The organism is Bacteroides congonensis, assembly GCF_900130125.1.
GTDB lineage: Bacteria > Bacteroidota > Bacteroidia > Bacteroidales > Bacteroidaceae > Bacteroides > Bacteroides congonensis.
The window spans coordinates 559,015-582,132 of record NZ_FQXY01000008.1; the positions used below are offsets into that span (position 1 = coordinate 559,015).

A 23,118-nucleotide genomic window follows, 5' to 3' on the forward strand; every position below is an offset into this window, starting at 1 on the left:
ATAAGAGTATCAATTATTTAAACCAAAAAGAAAAATGAAGAAAAATCTGGCGGTAGTTGTATTATTGTTGGTTGCTGCCTCTTTAGGGAGCATACAGCAGGTAGAGGCGTGTACACGTGCAGTGTATATCGGCCCGGAGCAAATGGTGGTAACCGGTCGTACGATGGACTGGAAAGAAGACTTACACTCGAATCTCTATGTATTTCCACGTGGCATTCAGCGCACGGGACACAATAAGGAGAAAACGTTGAACTGGACGTCCAAGTATGGAAGTGTCATTGCAACTGGCTATGATATAGGAACTTGTGACGGAATGAATGAGAAAGGACTGGTAGCAAGTCTGCTGTTCCTGCCTGAAACGATTTATTCACTGCCGGGGGATACCCGGCCGGCGATGGGAATAAGTATTTGGACGCAGTATGTGCTTGATAATTTCGCGACAGTGCGTGAAGCTGTAGACGAACTGAAAAAGGAAACCTTCCGTATCGACGCTCCCCGTCTGCCGAATGGCTCGGAATCGACTCTGCACCTCGCTATTACCGATGAAACAGGAAATACTGCCATATTGGAATATTTGGACGGAAAACTAAGCATCCATGAAGGAAAAGAATACCAGGTGATGACAAACTCTCCCCGCTACGAATATCAGTTAGCTATCAACGACTACTGGAAAGAGGTGGGTGGCCTGCAAATGCTTCCGGGTACAAACCGTTCAAGCGACCGCTTTGTACGTGCTTCTTTCTATATTCATGCCATTCCACAAACCTCGGATGCTAAAATCGCCATCCCGAGTGTATTGAGTGTAATGCGCAATGTCTCCGTCCCGTTCGGAATCTCTACTCCCGATAAACCTCATATTTCTTCTACCCGTTGGCGTACCGTCTCCGACCAAAAGAATAAGGTCTATTATTTTGAATCGACCTTAACTCCGAATTTGTTTTGGCTGGATTTGAAGAAGATTGATTTCAGCCCGAAAGCTAGTATAAAGAAGCTGTCTTTGGCAAATGGTGAGATTTATGCAGGTGACGCTGTGAAGGATTTGAAAGACAGCAAATCGTTTACTTTCCTTTTTCAGACTCCGGTGATGTAAATAACGTCTGTTCGATGTAAGGGTTATCTGTAAAATAAAGAAGAACGGTGGACAAGTGCTTGAATGCAAGCCTGTCCATCGTTCTTCTTTTATTCTTTCTATTGGCTGTATATTATATTTTTAGAGTCTTGCATATTCCTTGTGGAACTCAACCACCGCTTCGATACCTTTACGGAAAATATCAAGTGAAAAGTTCTCGTTCGGCGAATGAATAGCATCCGATTCAAGTCCGAATCCCATCAATACGGTTTTGATACCCAAGACTTGTTCAAAAGTGGAGATGATAGGAATACTGCCACCGCGACGCACTGCCAACGGTTTCTTTCCGAAAGCAATTTCGAAACCTTTCTCTGCCGCCTGATAAGCAGGAAGAGAGATAGGACAGACATATCCCTGTCCGCCATGCATCGGGGTAACTTTCACCTGCACCGTATCGGGAGCGATGCTGCGGATATAATCAGCAAACATTTGAGAAATCTTATGGTGATCCTGATGCGGAACCAATCGGCAGGAAACTTTGGCGTAAGCCTTTGACGGAAGTACGGTCTTTGAGCCTTCTCCCGTATATCCGCCCCATATGCCGCACACATCAAAAGACGGACGGCAACTGTTACGTTCCAGTGTGCTATATCCTTTCTCTCCGAACACTTCCTTCACGCCGATTGCCTCTTTATATTTCTTTTCATCGAAAGGAATATGTGCAATCATTTCCCGTTCGGCTTGCGGAACTTCTTTCACATCGTCATAGAAGCCGGGAACGGCAATCCGTCCGTCGGCATCCGTCACTTTGCTGATAATCTGGCAAAGCGTATTGATGGGGTTGGCTACCGCGCCGCCGAAGTGTCCTGAATGTAAGTCACGATTCGGGCCGGTCACTTCTATTTCCCAGTAAGCCAGTCCGCGCAGACCGGTAGTCAGCGAAGGAAGTTCAGCTCCCAGCATACTCGTGTCCGAGACGAGGATTACGTCTGCTTTCAACAGTTCTTTGTGTTCTTCGCAGAAGGATTCCAAACTCGGAGAACCGATTTCCTCTTCCCCCTCAAAGATAAACTTCACATTATTCTTTAATAACTCGTTTTTGAGAAGATATTCGAAAGCCTTCACCTGAATGAAAGATTGTCCTTTATCATCATCCGCGCCACGTGCCCAAATATGTCCGTCACGTATTTCCGGTTCGAATGGCTGGCTTTTCCAGAGTTCCAATGGTTCGGCAGGCATTACGTCGTAGTGGGCGTAGACTAAAACAGTCTTGGCATTCGGGTCTACTATTTTCTGTGCAAAGACAATCGGATTGCCTTTGGAGGGCATTACCAATGCTTCATCCACTCCGGCTTCCAGTAATAGTTGTGCCCAACGCTCTGCGCATGCCAACATATCGTCATGATGTTCGGGCAGTGCGCTGATACTCGGAATACGGATAAGGCTGAACAAGTCTTCCATTATCTTTGGCTCGTTCGCTGTAATATATTTCTGAATTTCGTTCATATTGAATCGTTTGCTGATATTAAAGCTGCGTGGTCTTATCCAGCAGGTAATAGTCAAGTATCGTCATGGCAGCCATCGCTTCCACGATAGGCACGGCACGCGGCAGTACACAGGCATCATGACGTCCGCGGGCTTTCAGCGTCGTGTCCACACCGTCGATGTTGACCGTCTCCTGTTCCATTAATATAGTAGCAATCGGTTTGAAAACTACCCGGAAGTAAATATCCTGTCCGTTGCTCAGCCCGCCCTGGATACCACCGGAGTGGTTGGTATGCGTTTCGATTCGTCCGTTGTTGTTGAAGAAAACATCGTTCTGTTCCGAACCTTTCATCTTCAGTCCCTTGAATCCTTCGCCGTATTCGAATGCTTTGGCAGCGTTGATACTTAGCATGGCATTGCCCAGGGCAGCATGAAGTTTGCCGAAAACAGGTTGTCCCAGTCCGATGGGGCATCCTTTGATGACACAGGTCAGCGTGCCGCCGATGGTGTCGCCTTCCCCTTTCACCTTGTAGATAAGGTCTGCCATTTCCTTCGCCTTTTCCGGGTCCGGGCAACGTACGTCGTTGCTTTCTATCAGGTCAAGGTCATAATCGGAATAGCTGCCTTCCAGTTTGATAGCGCCTACCTGCGAGGTATAAGCGGTGATGCTGACTCCCAACTGGCGGAGTGCCAATTTGGCCAAAGCACCGGCTACAACGCGCGAAATTGTCTCGCGTGCCGAAGAACGTCCGCCACCGCGGTAGTCACGGATTCCATACTTCACGGTGTAAGTATAGTCAGCGTGTGAAGGACGATATACATTTCTCAGATTGTTGTAGTCACTAGAGTGCTGATTCTCGTTCCATACGATAAAACCGATAGGGCATCCGGTGGATTTACCTTCGAAAATACCGGAGAGAAACTCCACTTTATCAGCTTCTTTACGTGGTGTGGTAAGGATAGATTGTCCCGGACGGCGGCGATTCAGTTCTTGCTGTACAAATTCTTCGTCGATGGTGATTCCTGCAGGAAAACCGTCAATCACTCCCCCAACTCCTTTTCCATGAGACTCACCGAAACTTGTGAGCCGAAAGATATTGCCAAATGAATTAAACATAGTCGTGGCTTTTTTAAAATTACTGTATGCAAATATAACAAAGTTTTCGGTAAGATTGTTGTGAACTCAAAATATCTTCAAAAAAGGAAGCATATTGAACCTTTTTTCTTCAATTCGGTTTATAAATGGCGATTTTATATAATAACTTAACTGAAGACGTATGAAAAAGAATCTATTGTATTTATTGGCATTTGTATGTTCCGTCACTCTCTTTTCTGCTTGTAGCAGCGATGACGACGACGATAGCAAGAACAACAACGGTAACGAACCCGGTGAGGAAGCGGTAATAACAGCTCCCGATGTAGTAGGGACTTACTGGGGAAACCTGAATATTTCCATGATAGCGGATGGTTCCGACCAAGAGACTGTCATTGCTGACGGACTGCCTAAGTTTATCACATTCTCGCAGGTCAGCGATACGGAAATAAAAATAGAACTGAAGGACTTTGAATTGTTCCTGAACGGGCAGATATTGAAATTCGGGGATATTGTGATAGATAAATGTACGGTGAAGAAGGAAGAAGGCGTCTCCGGTTTTACGGGACAACAAGACCTTACCTTCCAAGGAGATGCCGCTGCTCTGGGGACTTGCAACGCTACCGTAGCGGGAACGGTGGAAGATATGGATGCGAATATGACTATCAACGTGAAAGTGCCTGCATTGCAACAGACAGTGAAAGTTACTTTCCTGGGTGTGAAACAGGTGGAGAACCCTGATAAAAACTGATCTTGTAGAAATAAAAGCGGGGCTGCCTGAAGAAGAAATATCGTTCAGGCAGCCCCCCCCTTTTTAATTTAAAACATATACATTTCCTTAGAATGCATATCCGAAACCAATATTCAAATAGATAGGATACATGGCGAAAGTAATCGTGTGAAAATCATCTTTGAAAATATTATTCAGTCCCCAAGTGAGGTCTGCATACACATTGAGATGCTTGAACGCTCTCCATCCGGCTCCTACCTGCAATCCCCACTGGAAATGTCGTAAGTCGTCGGAGAAATCATAAGTCGCAATCTTTCCGTCCGTAAATTCCACTTTAGGCCCGGTAGGGTCGTCCTCACGCAAATACCCTTCGTACACATGTCCCGAAAACTCTCTTGAAAGAATATAGGAGAAGTAAGGGCCTGCCTTTATATTCCATCGGTCAGTCAGTTTGTAAGTCGCCATTAAAGGAATAGTCAGCCCCGCGGTATGTACTTTGGTTTTCACTCCGCCCGTCCATACGCCGCTGATTCTTTCACCGCCTTGTCCGAGAATCTCCATATTGTAATTCTTTACGGTAGCTTCGGTCGTCATCGCCTTGTTCTCAAGGCGCAACCCGACGATGATACCCAGTTTGTTTTGAACAGCCACCCATTTGGTAACTTCGCCGCCGATAGTAATGGCAAGCGTCGGATTATAACCGTCGATTGAACGGATTTCCACGGGCAAGGGAAGCGGTGCTGTGCCACCGATGCTGAATCCTGCCTTTATTTCATATTCCAGTCCGCGAAGGGCGGAACGGATAAGCGTTTCATTTCTGTCCACTTGCGAATACCCCGGCAAGGCTATTCCCATGCAAGCGAGAAAACTGAATATATAAGGATAAATTTTCATCTTTCTGTCTATTATAAAATTAATTTTTCCGGGTAATGGATTAATTCTCCGAGTGATAGATTAATTCGACTTCATCAATCAGTAAAGTACTTCCGATAGCTCCGTTGAAGTATGCCCCTTCCAGGCTTGATGTAAATACGATAGCAACATTATATTTTCCATTCTTCAACTTTTCCTTATCAATGAACTTACCGGGCAGGGTAGTGAAGGGAAGTTTGAAATATGTCCATTCATCTGTCTCCTTAGCGTTGTCAATACGAGCTATCGAAACCAGATTCGGACTGGTGAACGCGTTGCTTCCATCAAGTGTAGGGACAGATTCAGTCGTTTCGTACATAATGGCATATATATCGCATATGTCACGTTTTCCATCTACTTCCTTACCTCCTTCCGTGAATTTATCTCCCGCCTTGTATTTATAATACCCGGCCAGATAAGTCGGCACATACCGGAAAGGAAGTCCGAACTTCGTAGCTTGCAACGGATTGCTCATTGCATTGCCCACATCGAAAGAACCGATAAACAGATTCCCGGCAGCAATAGGCATACCCATCAAACTCCCGAAGAATCCCGTACTGCGTGTCACCAAAGAAAGGCATTTTCCTTCTTTACCTTCCGTCACCTGGAAAGTGGGGTAGTCATCAGCCGTCTTGGGTACTCCGGTCATGGCATAGCCGGCATTTCCGCTTGCCCATTCCATTACTACTTTATCACCCTCACGCTCCACGAAGATGTAATACTTCTTTCCGCCCAAAGTATCCTCGAATTGATAATTGGTGGCAAGCTCCGTATCAATGACGGACACCGTATATGTCTTTCTCCAAACGCCATCGGCGGCTGTGACGATATATTTCTGAGGAGAATTAAAATCATGTACCGTCCCGCTTTGCGGGCTGATTGTTGCCCACTGTGTCAGGACAAATTCCGGCGCAAGTGCCGAAACATCCGTTCCCGGCCCGACAAAGAGAGTTACTGAATTATTGTTGATGATAGGACTAGTAGTCATTACCACATCAGGCAGTATGCAACTGAGAATATCTGCCTCTGCATTGGGAGCTTCGTCGCGAATACAAGAAGACGAAATAATAGCTAATAGCAAATAGAAAATCACGTGTTTTGCTTTCATTTTTCTTTATTCTTGCTGTTAAAGTTGGATTATCACAAGAATTTATAACAAAATGTGATTTTATTTGTTCACTAAGTTGTGTAGGATAGAAAAGAATTTTCTATTTTTGTGGAAACATTCATAGAAACAAAACTTATATGTTCATGACTGAGTCAGAAAGAAGGCAAATTATAGAGCTGGTTAAAAGAGAGGTGATTCCTGCCATCGGATGCACGGAGCCTATTGCAGTGGCACTTTGTGTTGCGAAAGCAGCCGAAATGCTGGGTGAGAAACCGGAGAAAATTGAAGTATTGTTAAGTGCCAATATACTCAAGAATGCTATGGGAGTAGGAATCCCCGGCACGGGTATGGTAGGGCTTCCGATAGCTGTTGCCCTGGGCGCGTTAATCGGTAAGTCTGATTATCAACTGGAAGTATTGAGAGACTGTACGCCCGAAGCTGTAGCACAAGGTGAACAGTTCATCGCGGAAAAGAGAATCTGCATCTCCCTGAAAGAGGATATTACCGAAAAGCTCTACATCGAAGTCATTTGCAAAGCCGCAGGCAAAACCGCAAAAACCATTATTGCCGGCGGACACACTACCTTTATATATATAGCCAAAGACGGGCAAGTATTGCTCGACAAGCAACATACAGCCAGTGAAGAGGAAGAAGGCGCTTCTCCCGAACTGAACCTGCGTAAAGTCTACGACTTCGCCCTGACCGCTCCACTGGATGAAATCCGTTTCATCCTCGACACCGCCCGCCTGAACAAAGCTGCCGCCGAACAAGCCTTCAAAGGTAACTACGGACATTGTTTGGGGAAAATGCTCCGTGGCACTTACGAACATAAAGTGATGGGCGATAGCGTATTTTGCCATATCCTCTCGTATACTTCAGCCGCCTGTGATGCCCGAATGGCAGGAGCCATGATTCCGGTCATGAGCAACTCCGGCAGTGGTAATCAGGGAATATCCGCTACGCTTCCGGTAGTAGTCTTTGCCGAAGAAAACAACAAGAGCGAAGAAGAAATGATTCGTGCCCTGATGTTGAGCCATCTTACAGTTATCTATATCAAGCAAAGTTTGGGACGATTGTCCGCCCTGTGCGGTTGTGTGGTAGCCGCCACAGGTTCCAGTTGCGGAATCACCTGGTTGATGGGTGGCAACTATGACCAAGTTGCCTTTGCCGTTCAAAATATGATTGCGAACCTGACGGGAATGATTTGTGACGGTGCCAAACCGAGTTGTGCCCTGAAGGTAACTACCGGAGTGTCAACAGCCGTCCTGTCTGCCATGATGGCGATGGAAGACCGTTGCGTGACTTCCGTAGAAGGTATTATTGATGAAGACGTGGATCAAAGCATCCGTAACCTGACAAGAATCGGCTCACAAGCCATGAATGAGACGGATAAAATGGTGCTCGATATTATGACGCACAAAGGATGCTGAAACAAGAATAGTTGAATTAAGAGAATCTGCATTAAAGAGCAGCCAAGCTAAAGACTAAGCTAAGGAACAACCAAGTTAAAGAATAGTCAAGCTAAGGAATAACCAATAAAAAAATGGATAATGAAACCAAGAAGTTCATTATCCATTTTATTTTTATTGACTGCTGTTATCAACAACAGCAATATCTCTTAATTAGTGGCAGTGTCCGCCTTCGCAACCGCAATCGTCGCCGCATTCACCGTCGCCGCAACTGCCGCATCCGCAACCGCAGCCACCTTCGCCACTCATCATTTTTACCAATTCCTGAATTTCTTCGTTAGTAGCAGGACGGCTTTCGATCACTTCGCCTTCAAAGATAAGGTCAGCGCCTGCCAACGGGTGGTTGAGGTCAACTACTACCACGTCCGGTTTGATTTCCACTACGCTTGCGTTCACGCGCTGGCCGTCACCGGTCATCAAAGGAACGATATTGCCTTCTTTGATACGTTCGCTGTCGAACTTACCATCGATTTCGAAGATATTTTTAGGAAGGTCAATCACGTGTTGTTCGTCATATTGACCGTATGCTTTATCCGCTGCGATGGTAAACTCAAATTTATCACCTTTAGAAAGAGCAGCCACTTGATTCTCGAAATCCTCGAGTGTTGTTCCTAAACCTGAAATGAATTGAAAAGGGTGTTCCGCTTTTGCTTCTTCGAACAACTCTTTTTCACCATCTTCCATTGTATATAGTTTGTATGCAACGGTAATGTACTTGTTTTCTACTGTTTCCATCTGATATTTTATATTTCTAAATTAATAAATCCCGGGATACGGGTTGACAAAGATACGAATTATTTGCTTGTGCACGGACATAGGGAATGTAAATTTCAGATTATTAAGTGCTTTTGTTAGAAAGGTTCGGTGGGGACGATACTTGTATAATAGTTGTAAATTCAACCTTTAAGTGATAAAATAGAGAAATAATACCGCTGTTATCTTACAATTATTAGTTTTTATGTGATTTTTTTCTTCGATTTGTTTGGAGATAATAAAAAAGCCCTTACCTTTGCAGCACGAAAATAAAGAAAAGAAGATATGAATATGTTACATACATCTCTAAACCTGGCAGTCCTGCATATTATTCGCGTCGTGGTGATTCCATCAAGAGCGTGAGGAAGGTTTTTGTGTTGTATGTGTTCGTACCATAAAAGATAAAATTTAGAGCCTTTCTCACTTGTGAGAGAGGCTCTTTAATTAAAAGACAGATTGAAATGAAAAAGCAATTACGCAGTTCGTTTAGTACACAAGGCCGTCGGATGGCGGGAGCCCGTGCATTATGGGCAGCCAACGGCATGAAGAAAGAACAGATGGGCAAGCCCATTATCGCTATCGTCAATTCGTTCACGCAGTTTGTGCCGGGGCATGTACACCTACATGAAATCGGTCAACTGGTGAAGGCGGAGATTGAAAAGCTGGGATGCTTCGCTGCGGAATTCAACACCATAGCCATTGACGACGGTATAGCCATGGGACACGACGGAATGCTCTACTCGCTTCCCTCCCGTGACATCATTGCCGACAGTGTAGAATACATGGTCAACGCCCACAAGGCAGACGCGATGGTATGTATCAGCAACTGCGACAAAATCACCCCGGGAATGTTGATGGCATCCATGCGCCTGAATATCCCTACCGTATTTGTATCGGGCGGACCGATGGAAGCCGGAGAGTGGAACGGGCAGCACCTCGACCTGATCGACGCAATGATTAAGTCTGCCGACCAAAGCGTAAGCGACGAAGAAGTTGCCAATATCGAGCAGAACGCTTGTCCTACCTGCGGATGCTGCTCCGGTATGTTCACAGCCAACTCTATGAACTGCCTGAACGAAGCTATCGGACTGGCTCTTCCCGGAAACGGAACCATCGTAGCTACTCACGAAAACCGTACGCAACTCTTCAAGGACGCTGCCAAACTGATTGTCGGGAATGCCATGAAATATTACAACGAAGGAGACGAAAGCGTATTGCCGCGCAGCATCGCTACCCGCGCAGCCTTCTTGAACGCAATGACACTCGATATTGCAATGGGTGGTTCTACCAATACGGTTCTGCACCTGCTGGCCGTTGCCCACGAAGCGGAAGTAGACTTCAAGATGGACGACATCGACCTGCTTTCCCGCAAAGCTCCCTGTCTCTGCAAAGTTGCCCCGAATACACAGAAATATCATATCCAGGACGTAAACCGTGCCGGTGGCATCATCGCCATCATGGACGAACTGGCAAAAGCCGGATTGATAGACACTTCCGTTCGCCGCGTAGACGGAATGTCACTTGCGGAAGCAATCAACGAATATTCAATCACCAGCCCGAATGTCAGCGAGAAAGCTATCAAGAAATATTCCAGCGCAGCCGCCAACCGTTTCAATCTCGTACTCGGTTCACAAGGCATGTATTATAAAGAATTGGACAAAGACCGTGCCACCGGATGTATCCGTGATTTTGAACACGCATATAGCAAGGACGGCGGACTGGCCGTACTGAAAGGCAACATCGCCCAGGACGGTTGTGTAGTAAAAACGGCAGGTGTAGACGAAAGTATCTGGAAGTTTACCGGTCCTGCCAAAGTGTTTGATTCGCAAGAAGCAGCCTGCGAAGGCATCCTCGGAGGCCGAGTCGTCAGTGGCGACGTCGTCGTCATCACGCACGAAGGTCCGAAGGGTGGCCCCGGTATGCAGGAAATGCTTTATCCTACCTCTTATATTAAATCCCGTCATCTCGGAAAAGAATGTGCTTTGATTACCGACGGACGTTTCAGCGGTGGAACTTCCGGATTGAGTATAGGACATATTTCTCCCGAAGCGGCGGCAGGAGGCAATATCGGGAAAATTGTTGATGGAGATATTATCGAAATCGATATTCCGGCCCGGACGATTAACGTGCGACTAACGGATGAAGAACTGGCTGCCCGCCCGATGACACCCGTCACCCGTGACCGTTACGTGCCGAAGAGTCTGAAGGCATATGCCAGCATGGTAAGTTCCGCCGATAAGGGAGCAGTGAGAATAATCGATTGATACACATCCTCCAATACTAAAAAAGAATGAGTAAAGACTTAATAACAGGTGGAGAGGCGTTGATGCGTGCTCTGGAACATCAGGGAGTAAATACCATCTTCGGATACCCCGGCGGTTCTATCATGCCGGTATTCGATGCCTTATTCGACCATCAAGATACATTGAACCACATCTTGGTTCGCCATGAACAGGGAGCTGCCCATGCAGCGCAAGGGTATGCCCGCGTATCGGGTGAAGTCGGTGTTTGCCTGGTGACAAGCGGCCCCGGTGCAACAAACACGATTACCGGTATCGCCGATGCCATGATAGACAGTACGCCTATCGTTGTGATTGCCGGACAGGTAGGAACGGCGTTCCTCGGAACAGACGCTTTTCAGGAAGTTGACTTGGTGGGCATCACCCAGCCAATCGCCAAATGGAGTTATCAGATTCGTCGTGCCGAAGATGTGGCTTGGGCGGTAGCACGCGCTTTCTATATTGCCCGTAGCGGTCGTCCCGGCCCGGTAGTGCTGGACTTTGCCAAGAATGCTCAAGTCGAGAAAACGAAATACGAACCGACGAAAGTCGATTTCATACGCAGTTATGTTCCCGTACCCGATACGGACGCGGACTCTGTAAAGGCGGCTGCCGAACTGATTAACAATGCCGAACGTCCGCTTGTACTGGTAGGACAGGGCGTTGAGTTGGGGAATGCGCAAAGCGAACTGCGTGCCTTTATCGAAAAGGCGGATATGCCGGCCGGCTGTACATTGCTCGGACTTTCGGCCTTGCCGACGGAGCATCCGTTGAATAAGGGCATGTTGGGTATGCACGGCAACTTGGGCCCGAACATCAACACCAATAAATGCGATGTCCTGATTGCTGTCGGCATGCGTTTCGACGACCGTGTGACAGGCAACCTCGCCACTTACGCCAAGCAAGCGAAAGTAATCCACTTCGACATCGACCCTGCCGAAGTAAACAAGAATGTGAAAGTAGATATCGCCGTCCTGGGCGACTGCAAGCATACACTGGCATCTGTTACGGAACTTCTGAAAAAGAACACGCATACCGAATGGATAGACAGCTTCAAGGAATACGAAAAGGTAGAAGAAGAAAAAGTAATCCGCCCCGAACTTCATCCCGCTACGGACTCATTGAGCATGGGCGAAGTAGCACGTGCGGTAAGCGACGCTACCCGTCACGAAGCCGTTTTGGTGACGGACGTAGGACAGAATCAGATGATTTCCGCCCGCTACTTTAAATATTCAAAAGAACGCAGCATCATCACTTCCGGCGGACTCGGAACGATGGGCTTCGGACTTCCTGCCGCTATCGGCGCCACTTTCGGCGCGCCGGAACGTACCGTATGTGCATTTATGGGCGACGGCGGACTCCAGATGAATATCCAAGAGTTGGGAACCATCATGGAACGGAAAGCTCCGGTGAAAATTATCTGCCTAAACAACAATTACCTCGGCAACGTGCGCCAATGGCAAGCCATGTTCTTCAACCGCCGCTATTCATTCACGCCGATGTTGAATCCGGATTACATGAAGATAGCTTCGGCCTACGACATCCCTTCCAAACGTGTCTTCACCCGTGAAGAACTGAAGGAAGCCATTCGTGAAATGTTGGCGACGGACGGGCCGTTCCTGCTCGAAGCCTGTGTGGTGGAAGAAGGTAATGTCCTGCCGATGACTCCTCCAGGTGGTTCAGTGAATCAAATGTTGTTGGAGTGCTAGGAGAAGTTGAGAGTTGAGAATGGAGAGTTGAGAGTTCACATTTTAAATTAAGAATTATGAGTGATAAGACATTATATACCATCATCGTTCATTCGGAGAATATCGCCGGATTGCTGAATCAGGTAACGGCCGTATTTACCCGCCGGCAGATTAATATCGAAAGCCTGAATGTATCCGCGTCTTCCATCAAAGGCGTACATAAATATACTATTACGGCTTGGACGGATAAGGACACGATAGAAAAGGTAGTGAAGCAGATAGAAAAGAAGATTGACGTTATCCAGGCGCACTACTTCACGGAAGATGAAATCTACTTCCATGAGATTGCATTATATAAGGTATCTACTCCCGAATTTCAGGAGACACCGGAAGCATCCAAGGTGATACGCAGGTACAATGCCCGCGTGGTAGAAGTGAATCCCGTATTCTCTATTGTCGAGAAGAACGGCATGAGTGAGGATATAACTTCGCTCTACGGTGAACTGAAGGCTTTGAATTGTGTTTTGCAATTTGTCCGTTCGGGACGTGTAGCCATTACTACCAGTTGTTTTGAACGGGTGAATGAGTTTCTCGACGGACGGGAAGCCGGCTATAACCAAAGTAAAAAAGAGCAAGAATAATGAGTGAATCAAGCAAAAATAATGAGTGAATCAAATAAAATAGGAACTTACAAGTTTGTGGCAGAACCCTTTCACGTGGACTTCAACGGACGTCTGACAATGGGAGTACTGGGCAACCATCTGCTGAATTGCGCAGGTTTCCACGCCAGTGACCGTGGTTTCGGCATCGCAACGCTCAACGAGGACAACTACACCTGGGTGCTTTCCCGACTGGCTGTCGAACTGGACGAAATGCCCTACCAATACGAGGACTTCTCGGTTCAGACATGGGTGGAAAATGTGTATCGCCTGTTTACTGACCGTAACTTTGCTGTTATCGACAAAGATGGCAAGAAGATAGGTTACGCCCGTTCGGTATGGGCCATGATTAACCTGAACACCCGCAAACCTGCCGACCTCCTGACACTGCATGGCGGAAGCATCGTAGACTATGTATGTGATGAACCTTGCCCGATAGAAAAGCCCTCACGCATCAAGGTGACCAGCAACCAGCCATTGGCTACGCTGACGGCCAAGTATAGCGACATCGACATCAACGGTCATGTGAACAGCATCCGTTACATAGAACACATTCTTGATTTGTTCCCGATAGAACTGTATAAGACCAAGCGTATCCGCCGTTTTGAAATGGCATACGTAGCCGAAAGTTATTTCGGAGACGAACTTTCGTTCTTCTGTGACGAAGTCAATGATAACGAATTCCATGTCGAAGTGAAGAAGAACGGCAGCGAAGTAGTCTGCCGCTCGAAGGTGGTATTTGAATAACTTGAAAGTAGTATTTGAATAACTCGGAAATAGTATTTGAATCATATAGAATATAAAATCAATTAATAACGGATGGCGTAAGCCATCAAAACTAAAAACAAAAAAGAAAATGGCACAGTTGAATTTTGGCGGAACTGTTGAGACAGTAGTAATCCGTGACGAATTTCCATTAGAAAAAGCTCGTGAAGTATTGAAAAATGAAACAATTGCAGTAATCGGTTATGGCGTACAGGGCCCAGGACAGGCACTGAACCTGCGTGATAACGGTTTCAGTGTAATCGTTGGCCAGCGTGAAGGAAAAACATACGATAAGGCAGTAGCAGACGGATGGGTTCCGGGTGAAACGTTGTTCGGAATCGAAGAAGCTTGCGAGAAAGGTACTATCGTTATGTGCCTCTTGTCTGACGCAGCAGTAATGTCCGTATGGCCTACTATCAAGCCTTACCTGACTGCCGGAAAAGCTCTTTATTTCTCTCACGGTTTTGCTATCACTTGGAACGACCGTACAGGTGTAGTTCCTCCTGCTGACATCGACGTCATCATGGTTGCTCCTAAGGGTTCGGGTACTTCATTGCGTACTATGTTCCTCGAAGGACGTGGCTTGAACTCTTCTTACGCTATCTACCAGGATGCTACAGGCAAGGCTTACGAAAAAACAATCGCTTTGGGTATCGGTATCGGTTCAGGTTATCTGTTCGAAACCACTTTCCAGCGTGAAGCTACTTCCGACCTGACAGGTGAACGCGGTTCATTGATGGGTGCTATCCAAGGTCTGTTGCTCGCACAATACGAAGTGTTGCGTGAAAACGGCCACACTCCTTCCGAAGCGTTCAACGAAACAGTAGAAGAACTGACTCAGTCACTGATGCCGTTGTTCGCAAAGAACGGTATGGACTGGATGTACGCAAACTGTTCTACTACTGCTCAACGTGGTGCTCTTGACTGGATGGGCCCCTTCCACGATGCTATCAAACCGGTAGTTGAAAAGTTGTATCACAGCGTTAAGACTGGTAACGAAGCACAGATTTCTATCGACAGCAACTCAAAAGTAGACTATCGCGAGAAACTGGAAGAAGAACTGAAAGCATTGCGCGAAAGCGAAATGTGGCAGACTGCTGTTACAGTACGTAAACTTCGTCCTGAAAACAATTAATCAGATTGAATTATACAAGTTTTATAGGAAGGGAGAGCTGAAAAGCTCTTCCTTTTCTTTTGTCTGCAAATTGGTTGGAAATCAGTTCCGTAAAACTGGTGAATGTTTTTTGAAAAATATATTACTATTATGGACAAATAATGCAACTTTATGTTTATATTTGCAGCATCAAACTGAAGCAAATAATACCGTATGAGAAGTATTTGATGTATATTTAGATTTTTGACTGCATATTCGCAGGATTCTTTTTAACAGTGATTCCCCCTTTTAGTTTGATGTTTTTTAAAGAAATATCCGTAAGATGACGGATCGTTTCGATACAAATTCTGTCTTTAATTTGCTCCGGTGGTAAATTGAGGAAGTATAAAAGATAGTACTTAAAATAATAAATATTGTTTGTTTTGTTTGTGTTAAAAATGAAAGTCTGGTTTCGTGAGAAAGTAGGCTTTATAAAACAAAAAGAGGATTAATGAGTTAATCCTCTTTTTTAATGAATAACATCAACCTTTTATAGAAAGGATGTTTTGTCAGCGTGCTCGCGTCTCCCAATATGACTAGTTTCATCCGTGCCCGGGTAATTGCTACGTTCATTCTTCGCAAATCATTCAGGAATCCTATTTGCCTGTCCTCATTGGCGCGGACAAGACTGATAAAGATTACATCCCGTTCCTGTCCCTGAAAGCCGTCCACCGTATTCACGGTGATGAGGCTGCGGAAAGGGCGGAGAAAGCTGCTCCCCTTGATTTTGCTTCTCAAATATTGTACCTGTGCTTTATATGGAGAAATCAGGCCGAAATCAATCCTTTCATCCAATATCCGGTCTTTGCCGATCCGGTTGATATATGCTTCCAGTTCCTGCAAAAGCAGATTTGCTTCCTGCTTGTTGATTCTCCCGAAACTCTCACCTACAAATTCTTCGCGGAAATCCATTTCAGAAGTGTCTATCCAGTTCATGGGCGTATCGAAATCGAGAATCCCCCGGTAACGTACTTCGGGGGCAGCTTCCAGTTCGCCGTGGTAGAACCAGTCCGAAGGAAACTGCATGATAGCTTCGTGCATCCGGTACTGTACTTTCAGCAACGAAACGGCAGATGGCTTTTGTTGGACTACTTTTTCCATCAACGTGTGGTCTAGTCCGCCACGGGCTGCCTCTATACATTTAATAGTAGGTGGAAGCTGACAATGGTCTCCGGCAAGAATAACCCGGTCGGCTTTGCGGATGGCAATCCAGCATGCCGCTTCGAGTGCCTGGGCAGCTTCGTCAATAAATAAGGTAGGAAACCGCCGTCCGTTGAGCAAGCGGTGATTACTGCTCACTAAAGTAGAGGCAATCACACGGGCACTGTCGAAAAGGTCGGCATTGATGGCTATCTCCAGTTCCGTGGCACGGTCGCGCAAGCGGCTCATGCGGCTGCGTATACCCTCCCGTTCGGCGTAACTTCTCCGGCGCATCCGGCCGTTCATTTCGCGGATAGACTTGCGGATACCCCATAGTTCCGGATAGGCCGGATGACTTTCGAACCGCCGTTCGTAAGTGAAAGACAGCATCTTGTCATTTACCCGTGTAGGATTTCCGATACGCAGCACCGGCACGCCCCGGTCTACAAGCTTCTCACAAATCCAGTCGACAGCCGTATTACTCTGTGCGCAGACCAGCACTTGCGGCTCGCGGTGCAACGTTTCATAAATCGCTTCGACCAGTGTCGTCGTCTTTCCCGTTCCCGGCGGGCCGTGGACGATGGAGACATCGCGCGTGCAGAGCACTTTGTTGACAGCCGTCTCCTGCGTACTGTTCAGCCACGGAAAGCGTACCGGATACAACTCACGAAATCCCGGTTTCAGCGTTCCAAGCAGCGTGTCGCGCAGTTCTGCCAACCGGTTGCCTTTGGCGCGGACTACATCTTCCAGTGCTTCGAACATCGCCCGGTAAGACGTTTCGTCAAAATAAAGCTGCACGCCAAGCAGTATATTGGGAATTTGCAGTTCCATCAAAGCACCCGCTCCGGGCAACACGACCACCATCCGTTCCTCATCCGCATAACTGACGGTAGCAATGAAATTCATATACTTCATCTTCCCCTCGAGCGACTGATGGAAAAAGCAGACGGGACGTCCGAACTCGAAAGAGTGCTCTATCTCTTTATTTTCGGTACGTGTAATATCTATTACAAGCTGATTCAGCGAATTGTAGTAACTTCGGCCGAGAGAGACGGGATACCAGCAGAGACCGCGTTTCACTTTCCGGGCGACGCCCATCGTTTCGGTCTGCCGCTTGAACTCTTCTTTCTCGTATTCGTACTCCATCCGTAAGAGGAGTTGTTGTTGCTGAAGATCGGCTATCGGACTTTTCGAATTATTATTCATAATAGACGCAAAGGTAACAATTCTTCTCTCCGGGTAGAAAAAATATTTCATTTTGTTAAACATTACTCGAACGTCGTTCGTTATTTTTATAGATAGACTAAAAAAACTAAAAGCGATATGGTATACGATGTGACTATGTTAGAAGCCTTCTACGCTGCTTATAAAGGAAAGGTAGAACACGTGCGGGCTGTATTGAAGCGTCCTTTGACGTTGGCCGAGAAAATTTTGTATGCTCATCTGTATGATGTAGCCGATGTAAAGGATTACAAACGAGGAGAGGACTATGTGAATTTCCGCCCCGACCGGGTGGCTATGCAGGACGCGACTGCCCAAATGGCGCTGCTCCAATTTATGAATGCAGGCAAAGACCGGGTAGCAGTGCCTTCGACTGTGCATTGTGACCACTTGATACAAGCCTACAAAGGAGCGAAGGAAGACATCGCTACCGCAAGAATGACCAACGAAGAAGTTTATGATTTCCTTCGCGATGTATCTTCCCGCTACGGTATCGGCTTTTGGAAACCGGGCGCAGGCATCATCCACCAGGTAGTGCTTGAAAACTACGCATTCCCCGGCGGAATGATGGTGGGAACGGACTCGCACACTCCGAACGCAGGTGGTCTTGGCATGGTGGCTATCGGTGTCGGTGGCGCGGATGCCGTGGACGTGATGACCGGCATGGAGTGGGAATTGAAGATGCCGAAGATTATCGGTGTCCGCCTGACCGGAAAACTGAACGGATGGGCCTCTCCGAAAGACGTGATTCTGAAACTGGCGGGCATCCTCACCGTAAAAGGCGGAACGAACGCCATCATCGAATATTTCGGTCCCGGCACCGAATCTCTTTCCGCCACCGGAAAAGCAACCATCTGCAACATGGGAGCCGAAGTAGGGGCTACCACCTCACTTTTCCCGTTTGACGGGCGCATGGCTACTTACCTGAGAGCCACAGGAAGAGACTGTGTTGTCGACTGGGCGGAATCTGTCGGCGCCGACCTTCGGGCGGACGAAGTGGTGACGGATGAACCTGCGAAATATTACGACCGTGTCATTGATATTGACCTGTCGGAACTCGAACCTTACATAAACGGCCCTTTCACGCCGGACGCTGCTACGCCTATCTCCGAATTTGCGGAGAAAGTATTATTGAACGGCTATCCTCGTAAAATGGAAGTCGGACTCATCGGTTCGTGCACCAACTCTTCTTACCAGGACTTGAGCCGTGCCGCTTCTTTAGCGAAGCAGGTAGCCGAAAAGAATTTGAGCGTAGCCGCCCCGCTGATTGTGAATCCGGGTTCGGAACAGATTCGCGCCACTGCCGAGAGAGACGGAATGATCGGTGCTTTCGAGCAAATCGGAGCTACCATTATGGCAAACGCCTGCGGCCCTTGTATCGGCCAGTGGAAACGTGAGACGGACGACCCGACACGGAAGAACTCCATCGTCACCTCTTTCAACCGTAACTTTGCGAAACGTGCCGACGGCAATCCCAACACCTATGCTTTCGTCGCTTCTCCCGAACTGACTATGGCACTGACCATCGCGGGCGACCTCTGCTTCAACCCCTTGAAAGACAGATTAGTGAACCACGATGGCGAAAGAGTAAAATTGGCTGAACCTGTCGGCGACGAACTTCCTTTGAAGGGCTTTACACAGGGCAACGAAGGCTATATCGCCCCGCACGGAGCAAAAACGGAAATCAAAGTGAAACCGGATTCCCAACGCTTGCAACTGCTGACTCCTTTCCCTGCCTGGGACGGTCAGGACTTGCTGAATATGCCCCTGCTCATCAAGGCGCAAGGCAAATGTACCACCGACCATATCTCTATGGCAGGCCCGTGGCTTCGTTTCCGGGGACATTTGGAGAATATTTCCGACAATATGTTGATGGGAGCTGTCAATGCCTTCAACGGTGAAACGAACAGCGTTTGGAACCGTTCGACAAATACCTACGGTACAGTTTCCGGTACAGCGAAGTTGTATAAGACACAGGGGATTTCTTCTATTGTCGTTGCCGAAGAAAACTACGGCGAAGGCTCCAGTCGCGAGCACGCAGCTATGGAACCCCGTTTCCTGAATGTCCGTGTGATTCTCGCCAAGAGCTTCGCCCGTATCCATGAAACGAATCTGAAGAAACAAGGAATGCTTGCCCTGACATTTGTTGATAAAGCCGACTACGACAAGATTCGCGAACATGATGTTCTCTCCGTGCTTGGTTTGGTGCATTTCGCGCCGGGACGTAATCTCACCATCGTTCTCCACCACGAAGACGGAACGAAAGAGAGCTTTGAAGTACAGCACACATACAATGAACAGCAGATAGCCTGGTTTCGTGCCGGCTCTGCCTTAAATGCAAGATAACCATGAATAAAATAACCATGAAAGCAGATGGTACGCTGCTGGTGCCCGATGTGCCTACCGTACCTTATATTACCGGAGACGGAGTGGGAGCTGAAGTGACTCCTTCCATGCAGGCCGTAGTGAATGCGGCCGTTCGGAAAGCCTATGGCGGCAAGCGCCGCATCGAATGGAAAGAAGTGCTGGCAGGTGAACGTGCCTTCAATGAGACAGGTTCCTGGTTGCCGGATGAAACGATGAAGGCCTTTCAGGAATATCTGATAGGAATCAAAGGCCCGTTGACAACTCCCGTTGGTGGCGGCATCCGTTCGTTGAATGTAGCTCTGCGCCAGACGCTCGACTTATACGTTTGTCTCCGTCCCGTCCGTTGGTATCAGGGAGTGCAGTCGCCTGTGAAAGCGCCTGAGAAAGTGGATATGTGCGTATTCCGTGAAAATACGGAAGATATTTATGCCGGTATCGAGTGGGAAGCCGGTACTCCGGAAGCTGAAAAGTTCTATAAATTCCTCAAAGACGAGATGGGCGTGACGAAAGTCCGTTTCCCGGAAACATCTTCTTTCGGCGTGAAACCTGTCTCCCGTGAAGGCACGGAACGTCTTGTACGTGCAGCCTGCCAGTATGCGCTCGACCATCATCTGCCTTCCGTGACGTTGGTGCACAAAGGTAATATCATGAAATTCACCGAAGGCGGTTTCAAGAAGTGGGGCTACGAACTGGCGCAGCGTGAATTTGCCGATGCCTTGGCAGATGGCAGACTGGTGATAAAGGACTGTATCGCCGACGCTTTCCTGCAAAATACCTTACTGATTCCCGAAGAATATTCCGTAATAGCCACCTTGAACCTGAACGGGGACTACGTCTCCGACCAATTGGCAGCGATGGTAGGCGGCATCGGTATTGCTCCGGGAGCGAATATCAACTACAAGACAGGTCACGCCATCTTTGAAGCCACCCACGGAACTGCCCCGAACATTGCGGGAAAAGACGTAGTGAACCCTTGCTCCATTCTGCTTTCGGCAGTGATGATGCTCGAATATTTTGACTGGAAAGAAGCGGCGGCTCTTATAGAGAAAGTCTTGGAACAAAGTTTCCTTGAAGCTCGCGCTACACATGATCTAGCACGTTTTATGCCGAACGGAATCTCCCTCTCAACTTCCGCTTTCACACGCGAAATAGTGGAACGAATTGAAAAGTAAAAGCAACGAATAAAAACAAAGAAAAATGAAGAAAGAGTACTTGATTTACAAGCTTTCCGAAGATATGAAGGAAGCAACCCGGATTGATAATGAATTGTTCCCCAAGTTTGACGTGAAACGCGGACTGCGTAATGAAGACGGCACAGGTGTATTGGTAGGCCTTACTAAAATCGGTAATGTAGTTGGCTACGAACGTATTCCGGGCGGCGGACTGAAACCCATACCGGGCAAATTGTTCTATCGTGGCTATGACGTGGAAGATATTTCACACGCCATCATCAAGGAGAAACGCTTCGGCTTCGAAGAAGTGGCTTACCTGCTGCTCTCCGGCCGTCTGCCGGATAAGGAAGAACTGCTCTCTTTCCGTGAACTGATTAACGACAACATGCCGTTGGAACAGAAAACGAAAATGAATATTATCGAATTGGAAGGAAACAACATTATGAATATCCTTTCGCGCAGCGTACTCGAAATGTATCGTTTTGATGCCAACGCGGATGATACTTCCCGTGATAACCTGATGCGTCAGAGCATCGATCTTATCTCGAAGTTCCCGACCATCATCGCCTATGCTTACAATATGCTTCGCCACGCCACTTTCGGTCGTTCCCTGCATATCCGCCATCCGCAGGAAAAACTGTCTATCGCCGAAAACTTCCTGTATATGCTGAAAAAGGACTACACCGAACTGGATGCCCGCACCCTCGACCTGCTGTTGATTCTTCAGGCAGAACATGGTGGTGGTAACAACTCCACATTCACCGTCCGTGTCACTTCTTCTACCGGAACAGATACGTATTCGGCCATCGCCGCGGGTATCGGTTCGCTGAAAGGCCCGCTTCATGGTGGCGCGAATATCCAGGTTGCCGACATGTTCCAGCACTTGAAAGAAAATATCAAGGACTGGACTAGTGTAGACGAAATAGACACTTATTTCACCCGTATGCTCAACAAAGAAGTGTACAACAAAACGGGATTGATTTATGGTATCGGCCATGCTGTCTACACCATTTCCGACCCTCGTGCGCTCTTGCTGAAAGAACTTGCCCGCGACCTTGCCCGTGAGAAAGGCAGAGAAAGCGAATTTGCTTTCCTCGAACTGTTGGAAGAACGTGCCATCGCCACTTTCGGTCGTATCAAGAACAACGGAAAGACCGTTTCCAGTAACATCGACTTCTATTCGGGTTTCGTCTATGAAATGATCGGATTGCCGCAGGAAATTTTCACTCCTTTGTTTGCCATGGCACGTATCGTAGGTTGGTGTGCACACCGCAATGAGGAACTGACTTTCGAAGGCAAGCGTATCATCCGTCCTGCTTACAAGAATGTGCTCGAAGATTTGGCTTATGTACCTATCAAGAAGCGTTGACAAAGACAAATCCTTTTGTTGAATATATAAAAGTACTCCCCGAACGAAGATTGAATTTCAACTTTGTTCGGGGAGTTGTGATAAATAAGAAACAGTTCAAAACTGTGCAGAAATGAGCCAAGTATTTAGCTTCATCAAGATTTAAAATGATATAATTATCTTGCACACCTACACTCTTTGCATCTATTCAATTGATACATAGAAATATAAGTATGTGCAAGATACCGTTGCAGATGCGTGCAAGATAAAAGTATCTTGCACGCTGTCTGCTGTGATTACTTAGCTATTCATTCCTGTTGACGGTAGTTCCCATTTGTTTCAAGTACTTGAAACAAAGTGTTCATAGGCTTGAAACAAAGTGTTTACTTACTTGAAACAAAGTGTTTCTCTATAGCAAACACTTTGTTTCATTACTTTGAACAAGTCATTTGATGCCTTGATTCTATAAATGACTGCATAGTTTTCGGGAATTATCAGGAACTTTTTGAAAAAGACAAAGCGTGCAAGATACTTTTATCTTGCACACATCTGCAACGGTATCTTGCACACGCTTATATCTCTATGTATCAATCAAGTAGATGCAAAGAGTGTAGGTGTGCAAGATAATTATATCATTTTAAACTCTATGTAATGCAGGAACTATTATGATTTTGTTCAAAACCTGTACTGTTATGAGTTAATCTCAA

General features: G+C 47.0%; 17 protein-coding genes. 11 read left to right on the top strand and 6 right to left on the bottom strand.

Annotation, left to right across the window (positions count from 1 at the left end):
* Nucleotides 1-34: 34 nt before the first annotated feature.
* Nucleotides 35-1,090 (top strand): linear amide C-N hydrolase, encoded by a 1,056-nt coding sequence (locus tag BQ7997_RS05625; RefSeq protein WP_073344383.1) that lies wholly within the window; start codon nucleotides 35-37, stop codon nucleotides 1,088-1,090.
* A gap of 120 nt (nucleotides 1,091-1,210) precedes the next feature.
* Here BQ7997_RS05625 and BQ7997_RS05630 read toward each other — a convergent pair whose 3' ends face one another.
* Both BQ7997_RS05630 and aroC read right to left on the bottom strand, forming a co-directional pair.
* The gene (locus tag BQ7997_RS05630) at nucleotides 1,211-2,575 is read right to left on the bottom strand and encodes a dipeptidase (RefSeq protein WP_073344386.1); all 1,365 of its coding nucleotides are present in this window, start codon (nucleotides 2,573-2,575) and stop codon (nucleotides 1,211-1,213) included.
* A gap of 19 nt (nucleotides 2,576-2,594) precedes the next feature.
* Nucleotides 2,595-3,671, bottom strand: coding sequence for a chorismate synthase (gene aroC / locus BQ7997_RS05635; RefSeq protein WP_022138565.1), 1,077 nt, complete (start codon nucleotides 3,669-3,671; stop codon nucleotides 2,595-2,597).
* A 160-nt stretch (nucleotides 3,672-3,831) separates the two neighbouring features.
* On the opposite strand from aroC, the gene BQ7997_RS05640 reads away from it, so the two are divergent.
* Nucleotides 3,832-4,398 carry a calycin-like domain-containing protein gene (locus tag BQ7997_RS05640; RefSeq protein WP_022138566.1) on the top strand — a complete coding sequence of 189 codons (567 nt, stop codon included), beginning with the start codon at nucleotides 3,832-3,834 and terminating at the stop codon, nucleotides 4,396-4,398.
* An 87-nt stretch (nucleotides 4,399-4,485) separates the two neighbouring features.
* Here the strand turns inward: BQ7997_RS05640 and BQ7997_RS05645 are convergent, their stop codons facing one another.
* Together BQ7997_RS05645 and BQ7997_RS05650 are read right to left on the bottom strand one after the other, a co-directional pair.
* A complete protein-coding gene (locus tag BQ7997_RS05645) occupies nucleotides 4,486-5,271 on the bottom strand; it encodes a porin family protein (RefSeq protein ID WP_022138567.1) in 786 nt (261 codons plus the stop codon).
* A 40-nt stretch (nucleotides 5,272-5,311) separates the two neighbouring features.
* Nucleotides 5,312-6,397 (bottom strand): PCMD domain-containing protein, encoded by a 1,086-nt coding sequence (locus BQ7997_RS05650; RefSeq protein WP_073344389.1) that lies wholly within the window; start codon nucleotides 6,395-6,397, stop codon nucleotides 5,312-5,314.
* 143 nt (nucleotides 6,398-6,540) lie between these two features.
* Here BQ7997_RS05650 and BQ7997_RS05655 point away from each other — a divergent pair, with 143 nt between their 5' ends.
* Entirely contained in the window at nucleotides 6,541-7,827 is a 1,287-nt protein-coding gene (locus tag BQ7997_RS05655) for an L-cysteine desulfidase family protein (protein ID WP_073344827.1), read from the top strand.
* A 192-nt stretch (nucleotides 7,828-8,019) separates the two neighbouring features.
* On the opposite strand, the gene BQ7997_RS05660 is transcribed toward BQ7997_RS05655, so the two are convergent.
* The gene (locus BQ7997_RS05660; RefSeq protein ID WP_073344392.1) at nucleotides 8,020-8,601 is read right to left on the bottom strand and encodes an FKBP-type peptidyl-prolyl cis-trans isomerase; all 582 of its coding nucleotides are present in this window, start codon (nucleotides 8,599-8,601) and stop codon (nucleotides 8,020-8,022) included.
* Nucleotides 8,602-9,080: 479 nt separating this feature from the next.
* Between BQ7997_RS05660 and ilvD the strand changes: the two genes are divergently transcribed.
* The 5 genes from ilvD (at nucleotide 9,081) to ilvC (ending at nucleotide 15,145) form a co-directional block, all read left to right on the top strand.
* The gene (gene ilvD / locus BQ7997_RS05665) at nucleotides 9,081-10,883 is read left to right on the top strand and encodes a dihydroxy-acid dehydratase (RefSeq protein WP_073344395.1); all 1,803 of its coding nucleotides are present in this window, start codon (nucleotides 9,081-9,083) and stop codon (nucleotides 10,881-10,883) included.
* A gap of 26 nt (nucleotides 10,884-10,909) precedes the next feature.
* On the top strand, nucleotides 10,910-12,607 hold the full coding sequence (gene ilvB / locus BQ7997_RS05670) for a biosynthetic-type acetolactate synthase large subunit (protein WP_073344398.1): 1,698 nt from the start codon (nucleotides 10,910-10,912) through the stop codon (nucleotides 12,605-12,607).
* A gap of 56 nt (nucleotides 12,608-12,663) precedes the next feature.
* Entirely contained in the window at nucleotides 12,664-13,227 is a 564-nt protein-coding gene (gene ilvN, locus BQ7997_RS05675) for an acetolactate synthase small subunit (RefSeq protein ID WP_022138573.1), read from the top strand.
* 21 nt (nucleotides 13,228-13,248) lie between these two features.
* Nucleotides 13,249-13,992: an acyl-[acyl-carrier-protein] thioesterase gene (locus BQ7997_RS05680; protein WP_073344400.1), complete on the top strand. Its 744-nt coding sequence runs from the start codon at nucleotides 13,249-13,251 to the stop codon at nucleotides 13,990-13,992.
* A gap of 109 nt (nucleotides 13,993-14,101) precedes the next feature.
* On the top strand, nucleotides 14,102-15,145 hold the full coding sequence (gene ilvC / locus BQ7997_RS05685; RefSeq protein WP_073344403.1) for a ketol-acid reductoisomerase: 1,044 nt from the start codon (nucleotides 14,102-14,104) through the stop codon (nucleotides 15,143-15,145).
* A gap of 474 nt (nucleotides 15,146-15,619) precedes the next feature.
* On the opposite strand, the gene BQ7997_RS05690 is transcribed toward ilvC, so the two are convergent.
* A complete protein-coding gene (locus tag BQ7997_RS05690) occupies nucleotides 15,620-17,560 on the bottom strand; it encodes an AAA domain-containing protein (protein WP_073344829.1) in 1,941 nt (646 codons plus the stop codon).
* 66 nt (nucleotides 17,561-17,626) lie between these two features.
* On the opposite strand from BQ7997_RS05690, the gene BQ7997_RS05695 reads away from it, so the two are divergent.
* Genes BQ7997_RS05695 through BQ7997_RS05705 form a run of 3 tightly spaced genes read left to right on the top strand, consistent with a single transcriptional unit; the run spans nucleotide 17,627 to nucleotide 22,432 of the window.
* Nucleotides 17,627-19,870, top strand: coding sequence for an aconitate hydratase (locus BQ7997_RS05695; protein ID WP_073344410.1), 2,244 nt, complete (start codon nucleotides 17,627-17,629; stop codon nucleotides 19,868-19,870).
* Nucleotides 19,871-19,872: 2 nt separating this feature from the next.
* The gene (gene icd / locus BQ7997_RS05700; protein ID WP_073344412.1) at nucleotides 19,873-21,063 is read left to right on the top strand and encodes an NADP-dependent isocitrate dehydrogenase; all 1,191 of its coding nucleotides are present in this window, start codon (nucleotides 19,873-19,875) and stop codon (nucleotides 21,061-21,063) included.
* A 25-nt stretch (nucleotides 21,064-21,088) separates the two neighbouring features.
* Nucleotides 21,089-22,432, top strand: coding sequence for a citrate/2-methylcitrate synthase (locus tag BQ7997_RS05705; protein WP_044655774.1), 1,344 nt, complete (start codon nucleotides 21,089-21,091; stop codon nucleotides 22,430-22,432).
* The last annotated feature ends 686 nt before the right edge of the window (nucleotides 22,433-23,118 follow it).

What these genes read in the sequence shown, in the direction of transcription:
- BQ7997_RS05630 (WP_073344386.1), bottom strand. Translation starts at nt 2,575, where the DNA reads ATGAACGAAATTCAGAAATATATTACAGCGAACGAGCCAAAGATAATG.
- BQ7997_RS05705 (WP_044655774.1), top strand. Translation starts at nt 21,089, where the DNA reads ATGAAGAAAGAGTACTTGATTTACAAGCTTTCCGAAGATATGAAGGAA.
- BQ7997_RS05625 (WP_073344383.1), top strand. Translation starts at nt 35, where the DNA reads ATGAAGAAAAATCTGGCGGTAGTTGTATTATTGTTGGTTGCTGCCTCT.
- BQ7997_RS05660 (WP_073344392.1), bottom strand. Translation starts at nt 8,601, where the DNA reads ATGGAAACAGTAGAAAACAAGTACATTACCGTTGCATACAAACTATAT.
- BQ7997_RS05695 (WP_073344410.1), top strand. Translation starts at nt 17,627, where the DNA reads ATGGTATACGATGTGACTATGTTAGAAGCCTTCTACGCTGCTTATAAA.
- BQ7997_RS05645 (WP_022138567.1), bottom strand. Translation starts at nt 5,271, where the DNA reads ATGAAAATTTATCCTTATATATTCAGTTTTCTCGCTTGCATGGGAATA.
- BQ7997_RS05650 (WP_073344389.1), bottom strand. Translation starts at nt 6,397, where the DNA reads ATGAAAGCAAAACACGTGATTTTCTATTTGCTATTAGCTATTATTTCG.
- ilvC (WP_073344403.1), top strand. Translation starts at nt 14,102, where the DNA reads ATGGCACAGTTGAATTTTGGCGGAACTGTTGAGACAGTAGTAATCCGT.
- icd (WP_073344412.1), top strand. Translation starts at nt 19,873, where the DNA reads ATGAATAAAATAACCATGAAAGCAGATGGTACGCTGCTGGTGCCCGAT.
- BQ7997_RS05680 (WP_073344400.1), top strand. Translation starts at nt 13,249, where the DNA reads ATGAGTGAATCAAATAAAATAGGAACTTACAAGTTTGTGGCAGAACCC.
- aroC (WP_022138565.1), bottom strand. Translation starts at nt 3,671, where the DNA reads ATGTTTAATTCATTTGGCAATATCTTTCGGCTCACAAGTTTCGGTGAG.
- BQ7997_RS05690 (WP_073344829.1), bottom strand. Translation starts at nt 17,560, where the DNA reads ATGAAATATTTTTTCTACCCGGAGAGAAGAATTGTTACCTTTGCGTCT.
- ilvB (WP_073344398.1), top strand. Translation starts at nt 10,910, where the DNA reads ATGAGTAAAGACTTAATAACAGGTGGAGAGGCGTTGATGCGTGCTCTG.
- BQ7997_RS05655 (WP_073344827.1), top strand. Translation starts at nt 6,541, where the DNA reads ATGACTGAGTCAGAAAGAAGGCAAATTATAGAGCTGGTTAAAAGAGAG.
- ilvD (WP_073344395.1), top strand. Translation starts at nt 9,081, where the DNA reads ATGAAAAAGCAATTACGCAGTTCGTTTAGTACACAAGGCCGTCGGATG.
- ilvN (WP_022138573.1), top strand. Translation starts at nt 12,664, where the DNA reads ATGAGTGATAAGACATTATATACCATCATCGTTCATTCGGAGAATATC.
- BQ7997_RS05640 (WP_022138566.1), top strand. Translation starts at nt 3,832, where the DNA reads ATGAAAAAGAATCTATTGTATTTATTGGCATTTGTATGTTCCGTCACT.